Source organism: Streptomyces sp. TG1A-8, from assembly GCF_030499535.1.
Taxonomy (GTDB): Bacteria; Actinomycetota; Actinomycetes; order Streptomycetales; family Streptomycetaceae; genus Streptomyces.
This window is the reverse complement of the sequence record NZ_JASTLB010000001.1, coordinates 981,996-1,001,440: the sequence shown is the minus strand read 5'-3', so window position 1 is coordinate 1,001,440 and position 19,445 is coordinate 981,996. Positions and strand designations below refer to the sequence as shown.

Annotated in this window: 19 protein-coding genes, 1 tRNA gene and 2 pseudogenes; 7 read left to right on the top strand and 15 right to left on the bottom strand. The window is 75.3% G+C overall.

Annotated features, from left to right (window positions below; genetic code table 11):
- Window positions 1-13: 13 nt before the first annotated feature.
- The 6 genes from egtD to QQY24_RS03965 form a co-directional block, all read right to left on the bottom strand.
- Window positions 14-976, bottom strand: a complete 963-nt coding sequence (gene egtD / locus QQY24_RS03990; RefSeq protein WP_301971269.1) for an L-histidine N(alpha)-methyltransferase — start codon at window positions 974-976, stop codon at window positions 14-16.
- Window positions 973-1,752: an ergothioneine biosynthesis protein EgtC gene (gene egtC / locus QQY24_RS03985; protein ID WP_301971268.1), complete on the bottom strand. Its 780-nt coding sequence runs from the start codon at window positions 1,750-1,752 to the stop codon at window positions 973-975. The genes egtD and egtC overlap by 4 nt, the downstream gene beginning before the upstream one ends.
- Complete coding sequence (gene egtB / locus QQY24_RS03980) at window positions 1,752-3,089, bottom strand: ergothioneine biosynthesis protein EgtB (protein WP_301971267.1); 1,338 nt, start codon at window positions 3,087-3,089, stop codon at window positions 1,752-1,754. Before egtB ends, egtC begins: the two co-directional genes overlap by 1 nt.
- Window positions 3,086-4,399 carry an ergothioneine biosynthesis glutamate--cysteine ligase EgtA gene (gene egtA / locus QQY24_RS03975; RefSeq protein WP_301971266.1) on the bottom strand — a complete coding sequence of 438 codons (1,314 nt, stop codon included), beginning with the start codon at window positions 4,397-4,399 and terminating at the stop codon, window positions 3,086-3,088. The genes egtB and egtA overlap by 4 nt, the downstream gene beginning before the upstream one ends.
- Before the next feature lie 408 nt (window positions 4,400-4,807).
- Complete coding sequence (locus QQY24_RS03970) at window positions 4,808-5,254, bottom strand: type II toxin-antitoxin system PemK/MazF family toxin (protein WP_301971265.1); 447 nt, start codon at window positions 5,252-5,254, stop codon at window positions 4,808-4,810.
- Window positions 5,255-5,309: 55 nt separating this feature from the next.
- A complete protein-coding gene (locus QQY24_RS03965) occupies window positions 5,310-5,732 on the bottom strand; it encodes a hypothetical protein (RefSeq protein WP_301971264.1) in 423 nt (140 codons plus the stop codon).
- Between the two features lie 275 nt (window positions 5,733-6,007).
- Here QQY24_RS03965 and QQY24_RS03960 point away from each other — a divergent pair, with 275 nt between their 5' ends.
- Window positions 6,008-6,436, top strand: a complete 429-nt coding sequence (locus QQY24_RS03960) for a hypothetical protein (RefSeq protein WP_301971263.1) — start codon at window positions 6,008-6,010, stop codon at window positions 6,434-6,436.
- A gap of 74 nt (window positions 6,437-6,510) precedes the next feature.
- Window positions 6,511-6,738, top strand: a pseudogene (locus QQY24_RS03955) (TerD family protein); the annotation flags it as partial.
- A gap of 37 nt (window positions 6,739-6,775) precedes the next feature.
- Here QQY24_RS03955 and QQY24_RS03950 read toward each other — a convergent pair.
- Together QQY24_RS03950 and QQY24_RS03945 are read right to left on the bottom strand one after the other, a co-directional pair.
- A complete protein-coding gene (locus tag QQY24_RS03950) occupies window positions 6,776-7,750 on the bottom strand; it encodes an alpha/beta hydrolase (RefSeq protein ID WP_301971262.1) in 975 nt (324 codons plus the stop codon).
- 304 nt (window positions 7,751-8,054) lie between these two features.
- Window positions 8,055-8,618, bottom strand: coding sequence for an NAD(P)H-dependent oxidoreductase (locus tag QQY24_RS03945; RefSeq protein WP_301971261.1), 564 nt, complete (start codon window positions 8,616-8,618; stop codon window positions 8,055-8,057).
- Between the two features lie 121 nt (window positions 8,619-8,739).
- Here QQY24_RS03945 and QQY24_RS03940 point away from each other — a divergent pair, with 121 nt between their 5' ends.
- Complete coding sequence (locus QQY24_RS03940; protein ID WP_301971260.1) at window positions 8,740-9,420, top strand: TetR/AcrR family transcriptional regulator; 681 nt, start codon at window positions 8,740-8,742, stop codon at window positions 9,418-9,420.
- A 29-nt stretch (window positions 9,421-9,449) separates the two neighbouring features.
- Here the strand turns inward: QQY24_RS03940 and QQY24_RS03935 are convergent, their stop codons facing one another.
- Together QQY24_RS03935 and QQY24_RS03930 are read right to left on the bottom strand one after the other, a co-directional pair.
- On the bottom strand, window positions 9,450-10,589 hold the full coding sequence (locus QQY24_RS03935; RefSeq protein WP_301971259.1) for an NAD(P)/FAD-dependent oxidoreductase: 1,140 nt from the start codon (window positions 10,587-10,589) through the stop codon (window positions 9,450-9,452).
- A gap of 44 nt (window positions 10,590-10,633) precedes the next feature.
- On the bottom strand, window positions 10,634-11,296 hold the full coding sequence (locus QQY24_RS03930) for a TetR/AcrR family transcriptional regulator (RefSeq protein WP_301971258.1): 663 nt from the start codon (window positions 11,294-11,296) through the stop codon (window positions 10,634-10,636).
- Window positions 11,297-11,452: 156 nt separating this feature from the next.
- Between QQY24_RS03930 and QQY24_RS03925 the strand changes: the two genes are divergently transcribed.
- A complete protein-coding gene (locus tag QQY24_RS03925; RefSeq protein WP_301976134.1) occupies window positions 11,453-12,466 on the top strand; it encodes a LacI family DNA-binding transcriptional regulator in 1,014 nt (337 codons plus the stop codon).
- Between the two features lie 52 nt (window positions 12,467-12,518).
- Here QQY24_RS03925 and trxA read toward each other — a convergent pair whose 3' ends face one another.
- Complete coding sequence (gene trxA / locus QQY24_RS03920; RefSeq protein ID WP_367658039.1) at window positions 12,519-12,950, bottom strand: thioredoxin; 432 nt, start codon at window positions 12,948-12,950, stop codon at window positions 12,519-12,521.
- 82 nt (window positions 12,951-13,032) lie between these two features.
- Between trxA and QQY24_RS03915 the strand changes: the two genes are divergently transcribed.
- Entirely contained in the window at window positions 13,033-14,463 is a 1,431-nt protein-coding gene (locus tag QQY24_RS03915) for an NAD(P)/FAD-dependent oxidoreductase (protein WP_301971256.1), read from the top strand.
- A 31-nt stretch (window positions 14,464-14,494) separates the two neighbouring features.
- Here QQY24_RS03915 and QQY24_RS03910 read toward each other — a convergent pair whose 3' ends face one another.
- The 4 genes from QQY24_RS03910 to QQY24_RS03895 all read right to left on the bottom strand — a co-directional run bounded on the left by QQY24_RS03910 (window position 14,495) and on the right by QQY24_RS03895 (window position 16,954).
- Entirely contained in the window at window positions 14,495-15,139 is a 645-nt protein-coding gene (locus tag QQY24_RS03910) for a peptide deformylase (RefSeq protein WP_301971255.1), read from the bottom strand.
- Window positions 15,140-15,226: 87 nt separating this feature from the next.
- The gene (locus QQY24_RS03905; protein WP_301971254.1) at window positions 15,227-15,574 is read right to left on the bottom strand and encodes a tetratricopeptide repeat protein; all 348 of its coding nucleotides are present in this window, start codon (window positions 15,572-15,574) and stop codon (window positions 15,227-15,229) included.
- 97 nt (window positions 15,575-15,671) lie between these two features.
- Window positions 15,672-15,765: transfer RNA gene (locus QQY24_RS03900), tRNA-Arg, on the bottom strand.
- Window positions 15,766-15,907: 142 nt separating this feature from the next.
- Entirely contained in the window at window positions 15,908-16,954 is a 1,047-nt protein-coding gene (locus tag QQY24_RS03895; protein ID WP_301971253.1) for a LacI family DNA-binding transcriptional regulator, read from the bottom strand.
- 115 nt (window positions 16,955-17,069) lie between these two features.
- Here QQY24_RS03895 and QQY24_RS03890 point away from each other — a divergent pair.
- Window positions 17,070-17,920, top strand: a pseudogene (locus tag QQY24_RS03890) (phytanoyl-CoA dioxygenase family protein).
- Entirely contained in the window at window positions 17,913-19,325 is a 1,413-nt protein-coding gene (locus tag QQY24_RS03885; RefSeq protein WP_301971252.1) for a sugar porter family MFS transporter, read from the top strand. The pseudogene QQY24_RS03890 and the gene QQY24_RS03885 overlap by 8 nt, the downstream one beginning before the upstream one ends.
- Window positions 19,326-19,445: the final 120 nt, after the last annotated feature.

Sequence of the window (19,445 nt, the reverse complement as noted above, 5' to 3'; positions counted from 1 at the left end):
GGCCGGTCCCGGTTCACCGGGCGACGCTCAGGGAGAGCGCGAAGCGGCCCTGCGCGTCCGTCCACCAGTGGCCGAATGCGAACCCGGCGGCGGCCACTTCGGCGCTCACGCCCTCCTTGCGGAACTTCGCCGACACCTCGGTGCGCAGTTCCTCGCCCGCCGCGAAGTCCACGGCGAGGTCCAGCGCGGGCACCTTGACCGACTGCGCGGTGCGGGCCCGCAACCGCATCTCGATCCACTCCCGCTCCGCGTCCCACCGTGCCACGTGGTCGAAGGCGTCCGGGTCGAAGTCCGCGCCGAGCTCCCGGTCGACCACGGCGAGGACGTTCTTGTTGAAGGCGGCCGTCACCCCGGCCGCGTCGTCGTACGCCCGGACCAGGACCCGCTCGTCCTTGACCAGGTCCGTGCCGAGCAGCAGGCCGTCGCCCGGCGCGAGCAGGGACCGCACGGAGGCGAGGAACCGGGCGCGCTCGGCCGGCAGCAGGTTGCCGATGGTGCCGCCGAGGAAGGCCAGCAGCCGGGGCCCCGGCGTCCCGGGCAGGGCCAGCGGGGCGGTGAAGTCGGCGATCAGGGCGTGCACGCGCAGCCCCGGCCGTTCCCCGATGAGCGCCCGCCCGGCCCGGGTGAGGGCGCTCTCGCTGACGTCGACCGGGACGTACGCCTCCAGCGAGGTCAGGGAGTCGATCAGGTGACGCGTCTTGCGCGCGGAGCCGGAGCCGAGTTCGACCAGGGTGCGGGCGCGGCAGGCCGCGGCGATCTCGCCGGCGCGGGCCAGGAGGATCTCCCGCTCGGCGCGCGTCGGGTAGTACTCGGGCAGTTCCGTGATCCGCTCGAACAGCTCGCTGCCCCGGGCGTCGTAGAACCACTTCGGCGGCAGCGACTTGGGGGTGGCGGTCAGGCCGTGCAGGACGTCGGCGCGCAGTGCGGCCTGCGTCGCGTCCTCGGGCAGGGTGCGGGTGACGTGCAGGGGACTCACGTGCAGGGCTCCTTCGGTGCGGCGGACGCCGGGTCCTCGATCGGGGCGAGCAGCACACCGGCGCGGCTCGCCGTGAGCACGGTGCGGTCGGGCACCTCCCGCCAGAGCGGGTCGTCGTCGTACGGCTCCGAGGCGACGACCGTGCCGCGGTCGGGCTCCGTGCGGTGCCACAGGCTGTCGCCCCAGGCGGTGGCGGTGATGGTGACTCCGTCGGTGAGCAGCAGGTTCAGCCGGGAGGCGGGGGCCGCCTCGGCCACTTCGCGCACCGTTCCGCCCAGCGCCCGGTCCGCCGCCGCGCCGCCGCGCAGCCGGCGCAGCACCAGTGCCCACACGAACGCCGAGTCGGTGCGCGCCTGCAGCGACAGCAGGTCGGCCGCGGGCAGCGCGGACACCAGCGGGGCCGCCGCGTCGGGCCAGCCGGCGATCGCGCCGTTGTGGCTGAACAGCCACCGCCCGGCGGCGAAGGGCGCCGCCGCGGCCTCCGCGTCCGCGCCCGCGAGGGTCGCGTCGCGCACGGCGGCCAGGACGGCCCCGGCGCGCACGACCCGGGCGAGGTCGGCGAAGGACAGGTCCGCCCAGATCGGCCCCGCCCGCCGGTAGCGGGCCGGCACCGGATCGTCCGGGGCGTACCAGCCGACCCCGAAGCCGTCGGCGTTGACGGTCCCGTACCGCTGCCGGCGGGGCGCCCACGCCTGCCGGTACAGGCTGTGCGGGGGCTCCACGAGGAGCCGGCCGAGCGGCTCCCGCGCTCCTACGTAGGCCAGGTGGCGGCACATCAGACGGACTCCGAGCGGGCGGTGCGGAACCCGGCGAAGATCTGCCGGCGGACGGGGTGGTCCCAGTTGCGGAAGGTGCCCCGGCAGGCCACCGGGTCCACGGCGAACGAACCGCCGCGCAGCACCTTGTGGCCGGTGCCGAAGAACACCTCCGAGTACTCCTTGTACGGGAACGCGGTGAAGCCCGGGTACGGCAGGAAGTCGCTCGCCGTCCACTCCCACACGTCCCCGATCAGCTGCCGCACGCCGAGCGGGGACTCACCGGCCGGATGGCTGCCGGCCGGAGCGGGCCGCAGGTGCCGCTGGCCGAGGTTGGCGTGTTCGGGCGCCGGGTCGGCGTCGCCCCACGGGTAGCGCCGCGAGCGGCCGGTGACCGGGTCGTGGCGGGCGGCCTTCTCCCACTCCGGCTCGGTGGGCAGCCGGCGCCCGGCCCAGCGGGCGTAGGCGTCCGCCTCGTACCAGCACACGTGCAGCACCGGTTCGTCGGGCGGGACCGCCTCGGTGACCTGGAACCGGCGCCTGAACCACTGGCCGCCGTCGCGGTGCCAGAACAGCGGGGCGGTCAGGGAGTGCCGCCGGACGTGCGCCCAGCCCTCCGGTGTCCACCAGCGCTCGGTGTCGTAACCGCCGTCCTCGACGAACGCCCGGTACGCCGCGTTCGTCACCGGTGTCGTGTCGATCCAGAACGGCGCCACCTCCCGCCGGTGCGCCGGGCGTTCGTTGTCCAGCGCCCAGGGTTCGGTGGACGTGCCCATGGTGAAGGGGCCACCGGGCACGAGCACTTCGGCCGGGCCGGTGAACAGGGGGGCCGGCGCCGGGTCGGGAGCGGTCAGGGCGCGGGGACCCTCGCGCAGCTGATGGGTGACCAGCATGGTCTCGTCGTGCTGCTGTTCGTGCTGGGCGATCATCCCGAAGACGAAACCGGCCTCGGTCAGCCGGGTGCCGTGGAAGTCCGTGCCGTCCAGCAGGTCGAGCACCCGCCCGCGCACCTCGGCCGCGTACCGCCGGGCCTCGTCGGGCGCCAGCAGCGGCAGTGAGGGGCGCTCGGCCCGGGGGTGCTCGAAGGCGTCGTACAGGCTGTCGATCCCGGGCCGCATCGCCTCCCGGCCGCCGACCCCGCGCAGCAGCCACAGTTCCTCCTGGTTGCCGATGTGCGCCAGGTCCCACACCAGCGGGGACATCAGCGGCGAGTGCTGGGCGGTGAGGTCGGGGCCGTCGACGCAGCCGGTCAGCAGCGTGGTGCGGGCACGGGCGGTGGTGAGCGAGGCGAGCACCCGGTCGCGCAGCGGCCCGGTGTCCGCGCCGGTGGCCGTCACCCCGGTCTCGGGAGCGGTCATGTGCGGATGTCCTTCCTCCCGGGCGCGCGGCCGTCACCGGCGCGCGAGCGGTCCAGCAGGTCGTCGGCCGGGCAGCGGCCCCGGGCGACGTAGCGGTTCAGGTACGCGGCCACGGCGTCGGTGACCGCGGTCGTGGCGCCGAGCCGGGGCAGGGCCTCCAGCGCCGCCGTGAAGCAGGCGACGGCGGCCGCGCGCAGCCCGGGGTCGGCCGGCCCGTGCCGGGCCGCGTCGGTCCACAGCGGGTTGTGCGGGGCGGGCCGGGGCAGGGCCCGCTCCGCCAGGGGGAGCACCGCCCGGTGGGCGGTCTCGGCGGCCTGCGGATCGTCGAACAGCGCCGCCGTCACCGCGAGCGGCACGATCCAGCCGTCGTCGCCGGGCTGCGCGTCGATCATCCGCAGCTCCAGGTGGCCGCGCGGCCGGACCGGCGGGAACAGGGTGGTCAGGTGGTAGTCGAGGTCCGCCCGGGTGGGCGGCCGGGGGGAGTGCGAGCGGGTCCACTCGCGGAAGGTCAGTCCGTCGGGCACCTCCCACGGCGCGTTCTTGCCGCGGACGCACATCACCGGGGCGTCCAGCACGTGCCGGACCCAGGACGCGCGCGGCTCCCCGTCCGGCGGGGGGGCGCCGGCACGGCCGGCGCCGATCCGCGCCCACAGCAGCTGCCGGGTGGACCGCCAGCCCGTGGGCCGCCGGCCGACCAGCGGGGAGTTCGCGAACGCGGCCACCAGGACCGCGCCCAAGTGGTGCGCCAGCCACCAGCGCCGCCCGTGCCCGAGCGGGCCGGGCTCCTCGTACCCGGCGTCCAGGCACACCTGGACGGAGGCCGAGGCGCACATCATGTGCCGGCCGGCCGGGCCCGTGCGGTCGAGGCAGGCCTCCATGGCGTCGTAGCGGGGTTCGCGCAGGAAGCGCCGGGGAACGTGCCAGGGGTCGTGGCCGAATCCGGCGAGCGCGAGGCCGTCGCCGGCGAGGACCGCGCGGACGGCGTCCAGGTCGGCGGAGACGGTGTGTACGCACTCCATCAGGGAGTCGGCGGGCGGCGAGCTGAGCTCCAGCTGGCCGCCGGGTTCGACGGTGAGCGCCGAGCCCAGGGAAACGGTCCGCAGCGAGGCGTAGGCCGCTTCGAGCCGTCCGGGTGTCACGGGGAGCTGCGGCTGCCGCAGCTCGTGGACGAGCCACTCCACTTCCACACCGAGCCTGCGGGGCGGTCCGGTCTTGAAGCAGATGCCCCTCACCAGGGCCTCGACCTCGGCTTCGGTGACGGCGGCGCGGCGCCGCGTACAGCCGCCGCCGTCGGTCATTGAGTCGGACATGTCGGGATCCTCCTGAGATTCCACCATGCCGCCGACCCGGCTCCGGGTGAGCCGGACGGACACCCGCCCCACCCAAGACCCTCGTACCCGTTCGCACAAGGGGGCCCCGTGGAACGTTCCGGACCGGCCGTCTCCGTGTGCGTGCGCGTTCCGGGGTGGCCGCGGGCCCCGGAAACTGCGTTGCACCGCCTCCCAGCATCACCCAGGATGCGTGCATGAGCACGACGGGGCGGGCCGCACGGGCCGCGTCCACGGCGCCCGCGGGGGTGGCGCCGTGAACGTGCGCCCGCGGGGCACCGCCCGGGAGGCCGCAGCGGTCACGGTGGCGGGACGTCACCGGGGGGCGTCCGTACGGGCGTTTCCCGGGCGCCGGGAGCGGCGCCCGGGCCTCGCGCGGGCGTGCGCGGCTCAGGTCCAGCCGTAGCGCTCGTGCAGCCGCTGCCGGACGAGGCCGAACCGCATCCGGTCCAGGGCGCACGCCTCGCGGCGCATGCCCGCCTCGTGCAGCCGCAGCACCCGGTCCACGGCCACCCACGAGTCACGGCCCGAGCGGTCCCACGGCCCGCTGCCGATGGCCACCCACTCCCGGTCGCCGTCGTGCCGTCGGCTGGACAGCCGCACGGCGAGGACGGTGCCCGCCGCCTCCCGGGCGACGACCAGCACGGGGCGGTCCTTGCCCCGGCCGTCGTTCTCCTCGAACGGCACCCAGGTCCACACGATCTCGCCCGGATCGGGGTCGCCGTCGTGGGCGGGGGAGTACTCGGTGCACACCCGGCCGACCTCGCGCGGGTCGGCCTCGGTGGTGGCGTGGGGGCCGTGGCGGCCCGGGACGTTCTCATCGGCAAGCGTGCTCACGCGGGCACCCTAGTGGTGCCGTCCCGGCGCGCGACGAGCGCCCCGGGACCACCGGTCACACCGGCGCGGTCCCGGGGCGCGGCTGGATCCGCAGACCCGGACGGCGGCGGTGCACGGTCAGGTAGGACAGGCCCCGCCGACCGGCGGTGACGCTGCGCGTGGAGCCGTGCGGCAGCCAGAGCAGGGCGCCCTCGGCGACCGGCTCGGGCGCGTCCTCGACGCCCTTGCCGAGGACGCCGTCACCGGAGACGACCAGCAGCAGGACGTCCAGCTCCGGCTCGGTGTGGGTGGCGACGCGGGCGCCCGGGGCGAGCCGGACGACGTTGGCGTCGAGCTGGCGTCCGCCCTCGGCCAGTTTCCACAGCACCCCGGCCGGGACGGGTGGTGCCTCGGCCAGCGCCCGGGTGTCGCACAGGACGCGCGGAGCCGGCCCGGCGGGCCCGTCCGGCCCGGTGTCGATCACGGAAGACGGCGTCATGCGTGCCCCTCGGTCCTCGGCTTTCTTTGCCCGCCCTACCATTACTACACATCGGAGCCGTGCAAAATACACCCAGGTGGGAGGGGTGATCGGGCGTGGGTCTGCGGAGGGGGCCGCGCCGCCCGGGCCGCCCGCCCCGGGTCCAGCGGCCGCAGCCCCCGTCCCGCCGGCCGGGTCACCCGCGCCGCCACGCGGCGACCGTGCCGTACCGCCCGGGGCACCGCCCACCCCGGCTCCACCCCGCCGCACCGGCCGGCGGAGAGAGGCAAGTCCCGATGAACACCACGTCGGCCGCCACCGCGACCGCGGTCACCTTCGTCTGGCTCGGGATGGTGCTGGCGATCTCCTTCCTGGAGGCGCCGCTGAAGTTCCGCGCCCCGGGCGTGACGGTCCCCGTCGGGCTGGGCATCGGCCGGCTGGTGTTCCGGGCCCTGAACGCCGTCGAATCCGTCCTGGCCGCCGTCCTGGTCTGCGCGGTCGCCGCGGGTGGCGCCCCGGCCGGTGTCGTCTGGCCGGCCGGGGCCGCCGCCGTGCTCCTCCTCGTCCAGCTGGCCGTCGTCCGCCCCTTCCTCAACCGCAGGTCCGACCGGGTCCTCGCCGGGGAGGAACTGCCCCGCTCCCGCAGCCACCTGTGGTACGTGGCGCTGGAGGCGGTCAAGGTCGTGGCCCTGATCGCCCTCGGCACCGCCCTGCTCGGAACCTGACGGCTCCGGGAGCGGACCGTGGGCGACCCGCGGGCCGTGGGCGACCGGCGGGCCGACCGCGGCCGGCGGGGCCCCGCCGCCCGGAACCGGCGGACCTGCTGCCCCGGGCCGGCAAGGCCGGCGTCACCGGGTTCCGCCTCCCCCTCCTCAAGGGCATGGGCAGCGGCCGCGGCGGTGCCGGGACCGGCTTCATCCGCAGCGTGGACGACGCCGTGCAGCGCTTCTACGCGCAGGTGGTGGTCCACCTCGACCGGGCGGCGGTCCGGCGGGCACCGGGTGGGGAACCGGTGCGGGCGGGCTGAGCCACCGCGTGCGGCGCCCGCCCCGCGGGGACGGCCGTCACCGCGCCAGCAGGCGCCGCAGCCAGTCCAGCTGGGCCGCCCGGGCCGCCCGGGACAGGGCCGCCTGCGGGGTGAAGGAGGCGAAGCCGTGGAAGCCGCCCGGCCAGACGTGGAGTTCGGCCGAGCCGCCGCACTGCCAGATGCGGGACGCGTAGGCGACGGCCTCGTCGCGGAAGGTCTCCGCGGAACCGACGTCGAGGAAGGCCGGCGGCAGGCCGGACAGGTCGGCGGCGCGCGCGGGGGCGGCGTAGGGGGAGACGTCGGGGGTGCCGCGGCGCTCGCCGAGCAGGGCCGTCCAGGCCGTCTCGTTGGCGGTGCGGTCCCAGACACCGGTGCCGGCCATCTGGTGGCTGGAGACGGTGTCGTTGCGGTCGTCCAGCATCGGGCACATCAACAGCTGGCCGAGGACCGGCGGGCCCTGGCGGTCGCGCAGGAGGAGGGCGAGCGCGGCGACCAGGCCGCCGCCCGCGCTGGCGCCCGCGAGCACGATGCGGTCGGGGTCGCCGCCGATCTCCTCTGCGTGCGCGGCCGTCCAGACCAGACCGGCGTGGACGTCGTCGATCTGCGCCGGGTGGGGGTGTTCGGGCGCGAGCCGGTACTCCACCGACACCACGACCGCGCCCAGTTCGCGCGCCCAGGCCAGGGGCGCGTCCACGCCGGCCCGGTTGTTGCCCAGGACCATGCCGCCGCCGTGGACGTGGTAGATCACCGGCAGGGCGGCGGAGCGTTCCGGGTCGGTGGGACGGCAGATGAGCAGGGATATGTCGGGGGCGCCGTCGGGCCCCGGGACCGTGCGGTCCTCCGCTTCGAAGGCGCCGTCCATCGTGAGGTCCAGCAGGTCGAGCAGTTCCGTTCCCGCGCCCTGCCGCGCCGTGCCGATCTCCTCCGGGCCGAAGCCGGGGGAGATCAGGTCCCCGAAGGGTTCCAGGGCGGCGGTGAGTTCCGGATCGAGCGGCGGCGGGACCAGGGGCATGGTTACTCCTTGCGTGGCTCATGCGGCGCGTGGTGCTGTCCGTGGCCTGCGGCGCTCCTCGTGCGCACGTGCGGCCACGGGACCCGCCTACCCCGTGGCGGACGCCTGCCGACGCGTGTCCGCTCCACTTCGGGAGCGCTCCGGGCCCCGGCGCCGCACGCACCGGCCGGACACCCCGGCCCGGCGCGCGGCCGCCGCGGCCCCGCGGTCGCACACCCGCGCTGCCCGGCCCCCGGGAGCGGCCGGGCAGCGCGAAGGGCCGGAGCCCGCCCGAGGCCCCGGCCCTGCTGGAACATGTCCCGGCTCAGGCGGCCGTGGTCTCCGCGACGGTGCCGTGCAGGCGCGTCACGACCTCGGTCAGCTGCGCGGCGACCTCGGCGTCGTCCGCCGGGTGGGTCTCGGCGAAGCGGGTCACGGAGCCCGGGATGGACAGCTTGATGTCCTCGATCACCTTGCCGCCGGCGATGCCCACGGACTTGCGGGTGTCGTCCTGGGCCCACACGCCGCCGTACTGGCCGAAGGCGGTGCCGATCACGGCGACCGGCTTGCCGCCGAAGGCACCGGCACCGTAGGGGCGGGACAGCCAGTCGATGGCGTTCTTCAGGACGGCCGGCATGGTGCCGTTGTACTCGGGCGAGAAGAGCAGGAACGCGTCGGCCTCCTGCGCGGCCGAGCGCAGCTTGGCGGCGGCGGCCGGGACGTCGCCCTCGACGTCGAGGTCCTCGTTGTAGAAGGGGACGTCGGCCAGGCCCTCGAAGAGCCCGACCTCCACGCCCTCCGGTGCGAGCTTGGCGGCCGCCTCGGCGAGCTGGCGGTTGTGCGAACCGGCGCGCAGGCTGCCGATGAGCGCGAGGATCCGAACAGACATGGGTACTCCAAAAAAAGGGGGGTGGAACACGGGAGCGCTGGAACAACGCCGTAACGATCCGGACCGGGGTCCGGTTGAATTTCTATCAGGCCAAACGGACCACGGTCCAGTTCTGTTCCCGATGCTTTACGCTGTCGTCATGTCCAGCGTCCCGCCTCCCTTCCCCCTGCCCCAGGAGCCCTTCGACGCGCCCCGGCTGCTGGAGGTCGCCCCGGCCGCCGGCGAGCCGTGCCTGCGTGCCGACGCGGCCCGCAACCGGGCCCGCCTGCTGGAGGCCGCCGCCCGGCTGATCGCGGAGCACGGTGTGGCCGGGGTGACCATGGAGGCGGTGGCCGCGGCGGCCCAGGTGGGCAAGGGGACGGTGTTCCGCCGCTTCGGCGACCGCACCGGACTGCTCATGGCGCTGCTCGACCACTCGGGCCGGCGGCTGCAGGCGGACTTCCTGGGCGGGCCGCCGCCGCTGGGCCCCGGGGCACCGCCCCTGGAGCGGCTGCGGGCGTTCGGCGTGGCCGTGCTGTACCGCTCGGCGGAGCAGCTGGATCTCCACCTGGCCGCCCAGCCGGAGCCGACCCGGCGGTTCTCCCACCCCGCCTTCCAGGCGCTCCACACCCACGCCACCGTCCTGCTGCGGCAGATCGTGCCGGACGCCGACTGCCCCCTGCTCGCCCAGACGCTGATGGCCTATCTCGACCCCGCCCTGATCCACCACCTGACCAGGCAGTGCGGGATGCCCATGGAGCGGCTGGAGACCGGCTGGACGGACCTGGTCGCCCGGGTGACCCGCACGGAACCGCCGCGCTGAGACCCGCCCGGCCGCGGCCCGGTCCGCGCTCAGCCGTCGTGCGCCGCGAACACGTCCACCAGCCCCTGCGGCGCGTCGGCGCCGAACAGCAGGGCCGCACCGCGCGCGGACTGTGCCGCGGACGCCTCGCTGCGCGGGAACAGGCGCTCCTCGTAGGCGGCCAGCGCGGCCTCGGTGTCCCCGGGGTGCGCGGCCAGCGCCAGGCCCAGCTCGGCGCCGTCGAGCAGCGCGAGGTTGGCCCCCTCGCCGGCGAAGGGCGACATCAGGTGGGCGGCGTCGCCGAGCAGCGTGACGCCGGGGACCCGGTCCCAGCGGTGCCCGACCGGCAGGGCGTGGATGCGCCGCGGCACCAGCGCGCCGTCCGCGTCCGTGACCAGCGCCCGCAGGTTCTCGTCCCAGCCGTCGAACTCCTTCAGCACGGCCGTCCCGGCCGCCCCGGTGTCGGTGAAGTCGATGCCGTCGAGCCAGTCCTCCGGCGCCTCGACGGCGACGTACACGTGCAGGCTGCCGTCGCTCTCGCGGTGCGCGAGGAAGCCGCGGCCCGCGCCGAGCGCGAACAGCATGCCGCCGCCGACCACCCGGGCGGCGTCCGGGTGGCGGGTGTCGGCGTCCAGCAGGTCGGCCTCGACGAACGACACGCCCGTGTACGCCGGCCGGGCGGGCGAGAGCAGCGGGCGGATGCGCGACCAGGCGCCGTCCGCGCCGACCAGCAGGTCCGTGGTGAAGGCGGTGCCGTCCGCGAGCGTCACCTCGTGCCGGCCGCCGCCGAGCGGGCGCGCGCCGGTCACCTTCGCGCCCCAGCGGACGGTGCCCTCGGGCAGGGAGCCGAGCAGGAGGTCGCGCAGGTCGCCGCGGTCGATCTCGGGGCGCGTGCCGGTGCCGTCGTCGAGGCCCTCCCGGAGGACCGTGCCGTGCTGGTCCAGGATCCGCCGGGCCTCGCCGCCCGGGTGCACCCGGGCGAGGAACGCGTCGTGCAGCCCGGCCGCGCGCAGCGCCTCCTGGCCGGAGTCGTCGTGGATGTCGAGCATGCCGCCCTGGGTGCGCGCGGCCGGCGACGCGTCCAGGTCGAACAGGGCGGCGTCGACGCCGTGCACGTGCAGCACCCGGGCGAGCGCGAGCCCGCCGAGTCCTGCGCCGACGACGGCGACGCGGTGGTGGGGGACGGTCATGGTGGCCTCCTGAGGGGCTTTGGGAAAAGGACGGGGTCCGGGGGTCAAGCCGGTACGGCGGTGTGCTCGATGCCGGTGATCAGTGCCTGCAGGGCCCACGAGAGCCGGGCCTCGGGAGTGCCCGACAGCAGGTCGTCCGCGGTGGCGGCGATGTGCGGGTGGGTGCGCCCGGACGCGCCCCGCACGGCACGCTCCACGGCCTGCCACCCGCCCAGGGGCTCCTCGCCGGCGTGCTCGGCGGCGGTGGCGGTGGCGTGCTGGAGCAGCAGGTCCACACCCCGGGCCGCCCGCTCGCGCGGCACCCCGCCCTCGTCGAGCAGCGCGAGCAGCGTCTCGATCAGGTTCAGGTAGTGCGGGCCGCTCGGCCGCGCGGTCAGCGCCGAGCGGGCGAGGCCCGGGTGCTCCAGGAGCATGTCCGTGTACGCCGTGAGCACCCGTTCCAGCCGTTGCCGCCAGTCGCCCCCGGCCGGGGCGGGCCCGACCGTGCCGAGCAGTTCGTCCAGGACGGCCGCGTGCAGTTCGTCGGTGTTGCGGACGTACACGTACAGCGAGGCGGGGCCCGTGTCGAGTTCCTGTGCCAGGCGCCGCATGGTCACCTTGCGCAGCCCTTCGGCGCGCAGGATCGCGACCGCGGCGGAGACGATGCCCTCGCGGGTGAGGGCGGGCTTGGCCGGGCGTTCCCGGCGGGAGCGGGGGGTCGCTGTCATGCCACGACGGTAACGAACATGTTCGCCGCGAACAAGTTCGCAACGAACATGTTCGAAAAGGTGGAGGAGGTGCCCGTGGCGGTGCGGTGGCGGGCCCTTGGTCCAGTGGTGAACGACGTTCCCCCGCCCGCTGCCGGCCGCCGCGCCTCTGCCAGGATGCCGACCGTCATGGTGCAGATACCGAACACGCCCACGAGTACCGATGTGGCCCGCCTGGCCGGGGTCTCGCGCGCGACCGTGTCCTATGTCCTCAACAACACCAGCGCGGTGCGGATCAGCGAGTCGACGCGCCGCCGTGTCCACGAGGCCGCGCGCGAACTGGGGTACGTGCCCCACGCGGCCGCCCGCAGCCTGCGCGCCGGACACAGCCGTACGGTCCTGATGCCCACCCCGACGATTCCCGTGGGCTCGCTCTACAGCCGCTTCCTCGGCGAACTGCAGTCCGCCCTAGGCGGACTCGACTACACCGTCGTGCAGTACGGCACCGCCGGTCCGCGCGGCGACGAAGCCGCCCGCGCCTGGGCGGAGTTACGTCCGGTGGCCGTCCTGGTGCCCGGCGCGGACATCGGACCGCAGGGCGTCGCCGTCCTCAAGCGGGCCGGCGCCCGCGCCGTGGTGACCCTCGGCCCCCGGCGCGTCGACGGCGCCCACGCCCTGCTCATGGACCACACCGCCGTCGGCCACTGCGCCGGCACCCACCTGCTCGCCCGCGGCCGGCGCCGGATCGGGGTCGTCGTCCCCGGGGAGGCGGGCCTCGAGGTCTTCTCCCGGCCCCGGCTCGCCGGCGTGCGCCGGGCCGCGCACGGCACGGACGCCGCGGTCACCGAGCTGCCGCTGCCGTACACCGAGGAAGCCGCCGCCGAACTGGCCGCCCGCTGGCCCCGGCTGGGCCTCGACGCCGTGTTCGCCTACAACGACGAGTACGCGATGCTGCTGATGCGCGCCCTGCAGGACGAGGGGGTCGGCGTCCCCGGGGACGTGGCCGTCGTCGGCGCCGACGACCTCATGCTCGGCCGGCTGCTGCGGCCCCGCCTCAGCACCGTCCGCGTCGAACTGCCCTCCGGGCAGGACCTGGCGGAACTGGTCGACCGCGCGGTCCGCGACCCCGGCGGCGACCCCGAGGTCCGCGAGGTGCTGGGTGCGACGCTCGTGCGGCGCGCGTCCAGCTGACCCGGCGCGGTGGGACGGGCGGGACGGCCGCCCCGCCCCTCACGGGGGCGGACTACCGGGCGCCGCCCTGCTGGGCGGCGATGCTCTTGCGGACCTCGTCCATGTCGAGCTTGCGCGCCTGGCCGATGACGTCCGTGAGGGCCGCCTCGGGCAGGGCGCCCGGCTGGGCGAAGACCGCGACCTGGTCCCGGACGATCATCAGCGTCGGGATCGACTGGATCTCGAAGGCCGCGGCCAGCTCCGGCTGGGCCTCGGTGTCCACCTTGCCGAACACCAGGTCCGGGTTGTCCTCGGCGGCCTTCTCGTAGACCGGCGCGAACTGACGGCACGGCCCGCACCAGGACGCCCAGAAGTCGATGAGAACGAACTCGTTCTCCGTGACCGTCCGGTCGAAGTTCTCCTTGGTCAGCTCCACAGTGCTCATGGCGTGGTTCCCTCTTCCTCGAGTGGGGTTGTGCCGACGGCGGAAACACGGAGGCCGCAGCGCCTATTCCGGGCGCGCCGGGCACCGTCCCGCGCGCGTACCCCGTGTGGCCCGCGCACCCACCACCCCTCAGACTGACCCCATGACGGAAACGGAAACCATCGTGTACGACGTCGTGGTGCTCGGGGCCGGGCCCGTGGGGGAGAACGTCGCCGACCGCACCCGTGCGGCCGGTCTCACCACCGCGGTCGTCGAGAGCGAGCTGGTCGGCGGCGAGTGCTCGTACTGGGCGTGCATGCCCAGCAAGGCGCTGCTCAGGCCGGTCATCGCCCGGGCCGACGCCCGCCGGCTGCCCGGCCTGGACCAGGCGGTGCGGGGCCCCCTCGACTCCGCCGCGGTCCTCGGCCGCCGGGACGCGTACACCTCGCACTGGCAGGACGACGGCCAGGTCGGCTGGCTGGACGGCATCGGCGCCGGCCTGTACCGCGGCCACGGCCGTCTGGCCGGCCCCCGCACGGTCACCGTGACCGGCCCCGACGGCACGGTCACGACCCTCACCGCCCGGCACGCCGTCGCCGTGTGCACCGGCACCCGCGCCCAGCTCCCCGACCTGCCCGGCCTCGCCGAGGTCGAGCCCTGGACGAGCCGCGAGGCGACGAGCGCCAAGGCCGCCCCCGGCCGGCTGATCGTCGTGGGCGGCGGTGTCGTCGCCGTGGAGATGGCCACCGCCTGGCAGGCGCTCGGCTCCCGGGTCACCCTCCTGGTCCGCGGCAAGGGCCTGCTGGGGCGCATGGAGCCCTTCGCCGGCGAACTGGTCGCCGAGGCGCTCGCCGAGGCGGGCGTGGACATCCGCACGGGCACCTCCGTCGAGTCCGTCGGCCGCGAGAACGGCACCGTCGTGGCGGTCACCGGGACCGGCGAGCGGATCGAGGCCGACGAGATCCTGTTCGCCACGGGCCGCTCGCCGAACACCGGCGACATCGGCCTCGACACCGTCGGCCTGGAACCCGGGTCCTGGCTGGAGGCCGACGACACCCTGCGCGTCACCGGCACCGACTGGCTGTACGCGGTCGGCGACGTCAACCACCGCGCCCTCCTCACCCACCAGGGTAAGTACCAGGCGCGCATCGCGGGCGCCGCCATCGCCGCCCGCGCCGCCGGCGACCCCCTCCTGGACGCGCCCTGGGGCGCGCACGCCGCCACCGCCGACCACGACGCCGTCCCCCAGGTGGTCTTCACCGACCCCGAGGCCGCGGCCGTCGGCCTCTCCCTGGCCGAGGCGGAACGGGCCGGTCACCGCGTCCGCGCCGTCGACGTCGAGTTCTCCTCGGTAGCGGGCGCGGGACTGTACGGCGAGGGCTACCGGGGACGTGCCCGGATGGTGGTCGACCTGGAGGAGGAGGTCCTGCGCGGCGTCACCTTCGTCGGGCCCGGAGTGGGCGAGCTGATCCACTCCGCGACGGTCGCGGTCGCCGGCCGCATCCCGGTCGGCCGCCTGTGGCACGCGGTCCCGTCGTACCCGACGCTGAGCGAGGTGTGGCTGCGGCTGCTGGAGGCCTACCGGGACAACTGAGCGCCCGTCCGCGGGCGACCGCCACGGCCGCCTACGGCAGCTCGAAGCCCAGGGCCCGCGCCGCCGCCTCCGGCCCCGGCTGGGCCCACCGGGCCGCCACGGCCTCGTTCGTCGACAGGGAGCGCAGTTCGGCCCGGTCGAGGTAGAGCAGGCCGTCGAGGTGGTCGGTCTCGTGCTGGACGATGCGTGCGGGCCAGCCCGAGAACACCTCGTCCAGCGGACGCCCCCGCTCGTCCTCGCCGCGCAGCCGCACCTCGGCGTGGCGGGCCACGACCGCCTGCCAGCCCGGCACGCTCAGGCACCCCTCGTAGAAGGCGGCCCTGCCGGTGCCGACCGGCTCGTACGACGGGTTGACCAGCACCCGGAACGGTTGCGGCACCCTGCCCCGGGCCACCGCCACCTCCTGCGGCACCGGTGCCGGGTCCTCGATGACCGCGATCCGCAGCGGGACGCCGACCTGCGGCGCGGCGAGGCCCACGCCGGGCGCCGCGCGCATGGTCAGGCGCAGGGCCTCGACGAAGCGGGCCAGCAGGGCCGGGTCGAGCTGGCCGTCGTACGGCTCGGTGCCCCGGCGCAGGACCGGCGTGCCGGCCGTGACGATGGGCAGGGGGCCGCCGGCGGCGAGGAGTTCCTCGACCCGCTCGGCCGGCGGCGCGTCATCACTGCGAGGTGCCATCGGGCCAGGATGCCATGCCCCCGCCCCGCCCCGGCCCCGGAAGGGGCGCCGCCCTGCTTCCAGCCGCCGCGCCCCCGGCCGCGCCGCTCACCCGCGCGGGAGGTCGCCCGCGAGCACCGAGGCGATGCGCAGGTGCCGTCGGGCCTCCTCGTGCCGTGCCCGGCGTTCGAGCGTGCGGCCCAGCAGGAGGCGGGCGTAGTGCTCCACCGGGTCCCGCTCGACGATGCGCCGCAGCTCGTGCTCGGCACGGCCCAGCTGGGCCGAGTGGTAGTAGGCGCGGGCCAGCAGCAGCCGGGGGCCGGTCTGCTCCGGCACCTCCTCGACCAGCCCCGCCAGCACCCGCGCCGCGCCGGCGTAGTCCTTGGCGGCGAAGAACATCTGCGCCCGCTCCCAGCGCTCGGCCGCGGTTCCCTGGTCGTAGTACGTGGTGTTCACGGAAGACCTCCTTCGGCGGGGCCAACCGGCGGAGACAGTTGAATATTCCACAAAATTGCGGGCCGCCCCGCCCGCCGGGGTCCGGGCGGGCGTGGGGCGGAGAGGGCAGGATTCGAACCTGCGTGGGCCCCGTGGGGCCCGGCCGCGAGCCGTGCTCGTGGTCCCCGATCAACCACTCCGGGCACCTCTCCCCGTTCCCGGCTTCCGGTGTCCCGTCCGCCGTTCACACGCACCATGGTGGCGCAGCGCCCTGACGGCGGGCTGACGCGCCCCTGACGGGAACGGCGGGGTGCCGTCGGACGCCCCCCATGCCCGGGCCGAACCGGCGCCGCGTCAGTCCTTCCGCGCGGCGGCCACCGTGGGGTGCGCCGCGGGCGAACTGCTGCCACGGACTTCGAGCCGGTGGGGGATCACGATGTCCAGCGGTGGCACCTTCGAGGCCGGACTGTAGATGCGGTCGGCGAGGCACTGCAGGGCGCGCTCGGCGATCTGCCGCTTGTCGGGTACGACGGTGGTCAGCGGCGGGTGGGAGTAGCGCGCGTCCTCGATGCCGTCGAAGCCCACGAGGGCGAGGTCATCCGGGACGCGGAGCCCGCGCTCGTGGGCGACGTGCAGCGCGCCGAGGGCGAGTTCGTCGGTGAACGCGAACACGGCGTCGGGCCGTACGCCCGCGTCGAGCAGCGAGGCCAGGGCCTCGGCGCCGTCCCGGCGGTGCAGGGACCCGACCGGCACCTCCAGCGCCGGATCGGGCGTCAGGCCGGCCCGGCGCAGGGCCCGGTGGTGTCCCGCCAGCCGCTGGTGGGCGGTGCCGTTGTCCAACTGGGGCTGCGGGCCGATCGCCGCGATGCGGGTGCGTCCGGCCCGCAGCAGGTGGGCCGTCGCCTCGTCGGCGGCCGTGACGTTGTCGATGGCGACACGGTCGGCCAGGCCGAGGGGGTGCCGTTCCCCCAGGAGCACGACGGGCACGTTGCGGGCCCGGGCGGTCAGCTCCTGCGGGCCGAGCGCCCAGGGGCTGATGATCAGTCCGTCCACCAGGCGGCCCCCGGTTCCCCGGAGCAGCCGCCGCTCGGCCTCCGGGCTGCCGAAGGTCTGGTCGATGACCACGGTCCACGAGCGCTGCTGGGCGGCTTCGACGATCAGGCCGGCGAGTTCGCCGAAGTAGGGGGAGTACAGCTCGGGGATGGCGAGCCCGATGAGCCCGGTGCGGCCGCCGCGCAGGTTGCGCGCGGCCAGGTTCGGGCGGTAACCGAGCTCGTCGAGTGCGGCCTGGACCCGCGCGCGGGTCTCCTCGGCGACGGCCGCCGAACCGCTGACGACGTTGGACACGGTGCGTACCGACACGCCGGCCAGGGCGGCGACGTCCTTCAGGCGACTGCTCACGGTGGCCATCCTGACACGTCCGGAGTCGGGCACGAGAACATCCGGGAGCCTATTGCAACGTTGCATTCATCGCTGCAACATAGGGGAACGGCACTCAGGCGCAAGGAGGCGCACCATGACCACGCACGGGTATCCGGGTATCAGCACCCGGGGTCTCGACACCGACGTGGCGGCCGACGTGGCCGCGTTGTACGAGGACGGCATCACCGCCCGCAAGGGCGCGTTCTCCCCGAGTGGGCGGACCGGCTGCGCGAGGACGTCGACGCGGCCTTCGCCGAGGCGCTCGACCGCCCGGGCGGTGCGGTGGGCCGTGGACCGAACCGCTACTACGTCGAGATCCACCCCGAGCAGATCAGGGGCTTCGTCGAACTGGTCGACCACCCCTGGGTGCGGTCCCTGTGCACCGCGGTGCTGGGCCCCGGCTACCGCATCGTGGAGCTCGGCTTCGACGTCCCCCTGGAGGGCGCCGTCAACCAGCCCTGGCACCGCGACTTCCCGATGCCCGAGGAGACGCGCCGCGAGCGCCGGCTGACCTCGCTCGCCTTCAACGTGACCACCGTGGACACCGCCGAGGACATGGGACCCTTCGAGATCGCTCCGGGCACGCAGTGGGACGACGGTCCGGAGTTCGAGCACGGTATGTTCCCGCCGAAGTCGCACTACGGGCGCTACCTGGAGCGGGCGGTGCGCAAGTACCCCCAGCGGGGCGACATCTCCGCGCGCACCGCGCTCACCATCCACCGGGGCACCACCAACCACTCCGCCAAGCCGCGTCCGGTCCTCGTCCTGGGCGTGGACGGGCCGGAGGCGAACAACGGCGAGCGGCACGACACCGCCGTCACCCGCGGCTACTGGGAGACCCTGCCCGAGCGGGTGCGGCGCCACCTCGACTGCCCCGTGGTGGACGAACTGGTGCCGGTCACCCAGAAGCACACCATCGAGGGTCTGGTCATGGGCGATGCCTGAGACCGTGACGCGCGCGGCGGCCACCGCGCCGCAGAGATCACGCCGGCCCGTCCAGGTCTACGCGGTGGCGGCCGTCTCCGCCCTGGGCGGCCTGCTCTTCGGCTACGACACGGGCATCATCTCCGGCGCGCTGCTCTACCTCCGCCAGGACCTGCACCTGTCCTCGCAGCAACAGGAGATCGTCGTCGGCGTCATCCTCGTGGGCGCGATGATCGGGGCCCTCGTCTCCGGACGGCTGGCCGGCCGGCACGGCAGACGCCGGATCGTGTTCTGGGTGGCGATCGTCTTCGCGGCCGGGGCGCTCGGCGCCGCGGCCGCACCGGACACCGGCACTCTGGTCGCCGCCCGCCTGGTCCTGGGCCTGGCGGTCGGCGGGGCCTCGAACATGGTGCCCGTCTACATCGCGGAGGTGGCCCCGCCCGCCATCCGCGGACGCCTCATGGTGTTGTTCCAGTTGATGGTGGCCATCGGGCAACTGATCGCCTACCTGTGCGGCTGGCTGCTCGCCGGCAGCGGCGGGTGGCGGGTGATGTTCGGCCTGGCCGTCGTACCGGCCGCGGTGCTGGCGTTCGGCATGACCCGGCTGCCGGAGAGCCCGCGCTGGCTGGTCGAGCAGGGACGTCCCGACGCGGCCGGAGCGGTGCTGCGACGGCTGCGCCCGCCGGAGGCCGACATCGCCGCGGAGATCGCCGGCATCCGCGAGGTGTCCGTGTCGGCCCCGCGCCAGGACAGCCGTGCGCTGCTGCAGCCCTGGCTGCGCCCCGCCCTGGTCGTCGCCCTGGGCGTGGCCGCGTTCTCCCAGCTGACCGGCATCAACGCGATCGTCTACTACGCCCCCACGATCCTGTCGGACGCGGGTTTCGGGGAGTCGGTCGCGCTGGTCACGGGCATCGGCATCGGGGCGATGCTGGTGGTCGCGGGCATCACGGGCGCGATCGCGGTCGACGCCATCGGCCGCCGCAGGACCATGCTGTGGTTCCTGCCCCTGTCCGGCCTGGCGATGGCCGTCCTCGGGCTCGCCTTCCTCATGCACGACTCGTCCGCGCAGCACTGGATCGTGATCGTGGCGCTGTTCGCGTACATCCTGTGCAACGGCATCGGCATGCAGTCGGTGGTCTGGCTGATCGCGCCCGAGATCCTTCCGCTCGGTGTGCGGGGGCCGGCCACCAGTCTGGCCACCGTGACGGTGTGGGGGTTCGACCTCCTGATCGCCGCCACGGCGCTCACCGCCATCGACCTGGTCGGACGGTCGGGAACGTTCTTCCTGTACGCCGCCCTCAACGCGGTCTGCGTCGTCTTCGTCCTGCTGAAGGTGCCCGAGACGCGCAACAGGCCGTTGGAGGACATCGAGCGGGCGCTGCGCGCGCCGGGGTCGCTGCGCCGCAACCTCGCCGAGCCGCGCTGACCCCGCGCGCCGTCCGGTCGGGCCCTCACCCGGTGGGAGGGGTGAGGGCCCGGCGGGTGCCGGCCGCGCCGCGCGACCCGGCCGGCCGCACCACCGCCGCCACGCTTCACGGCCGCCATC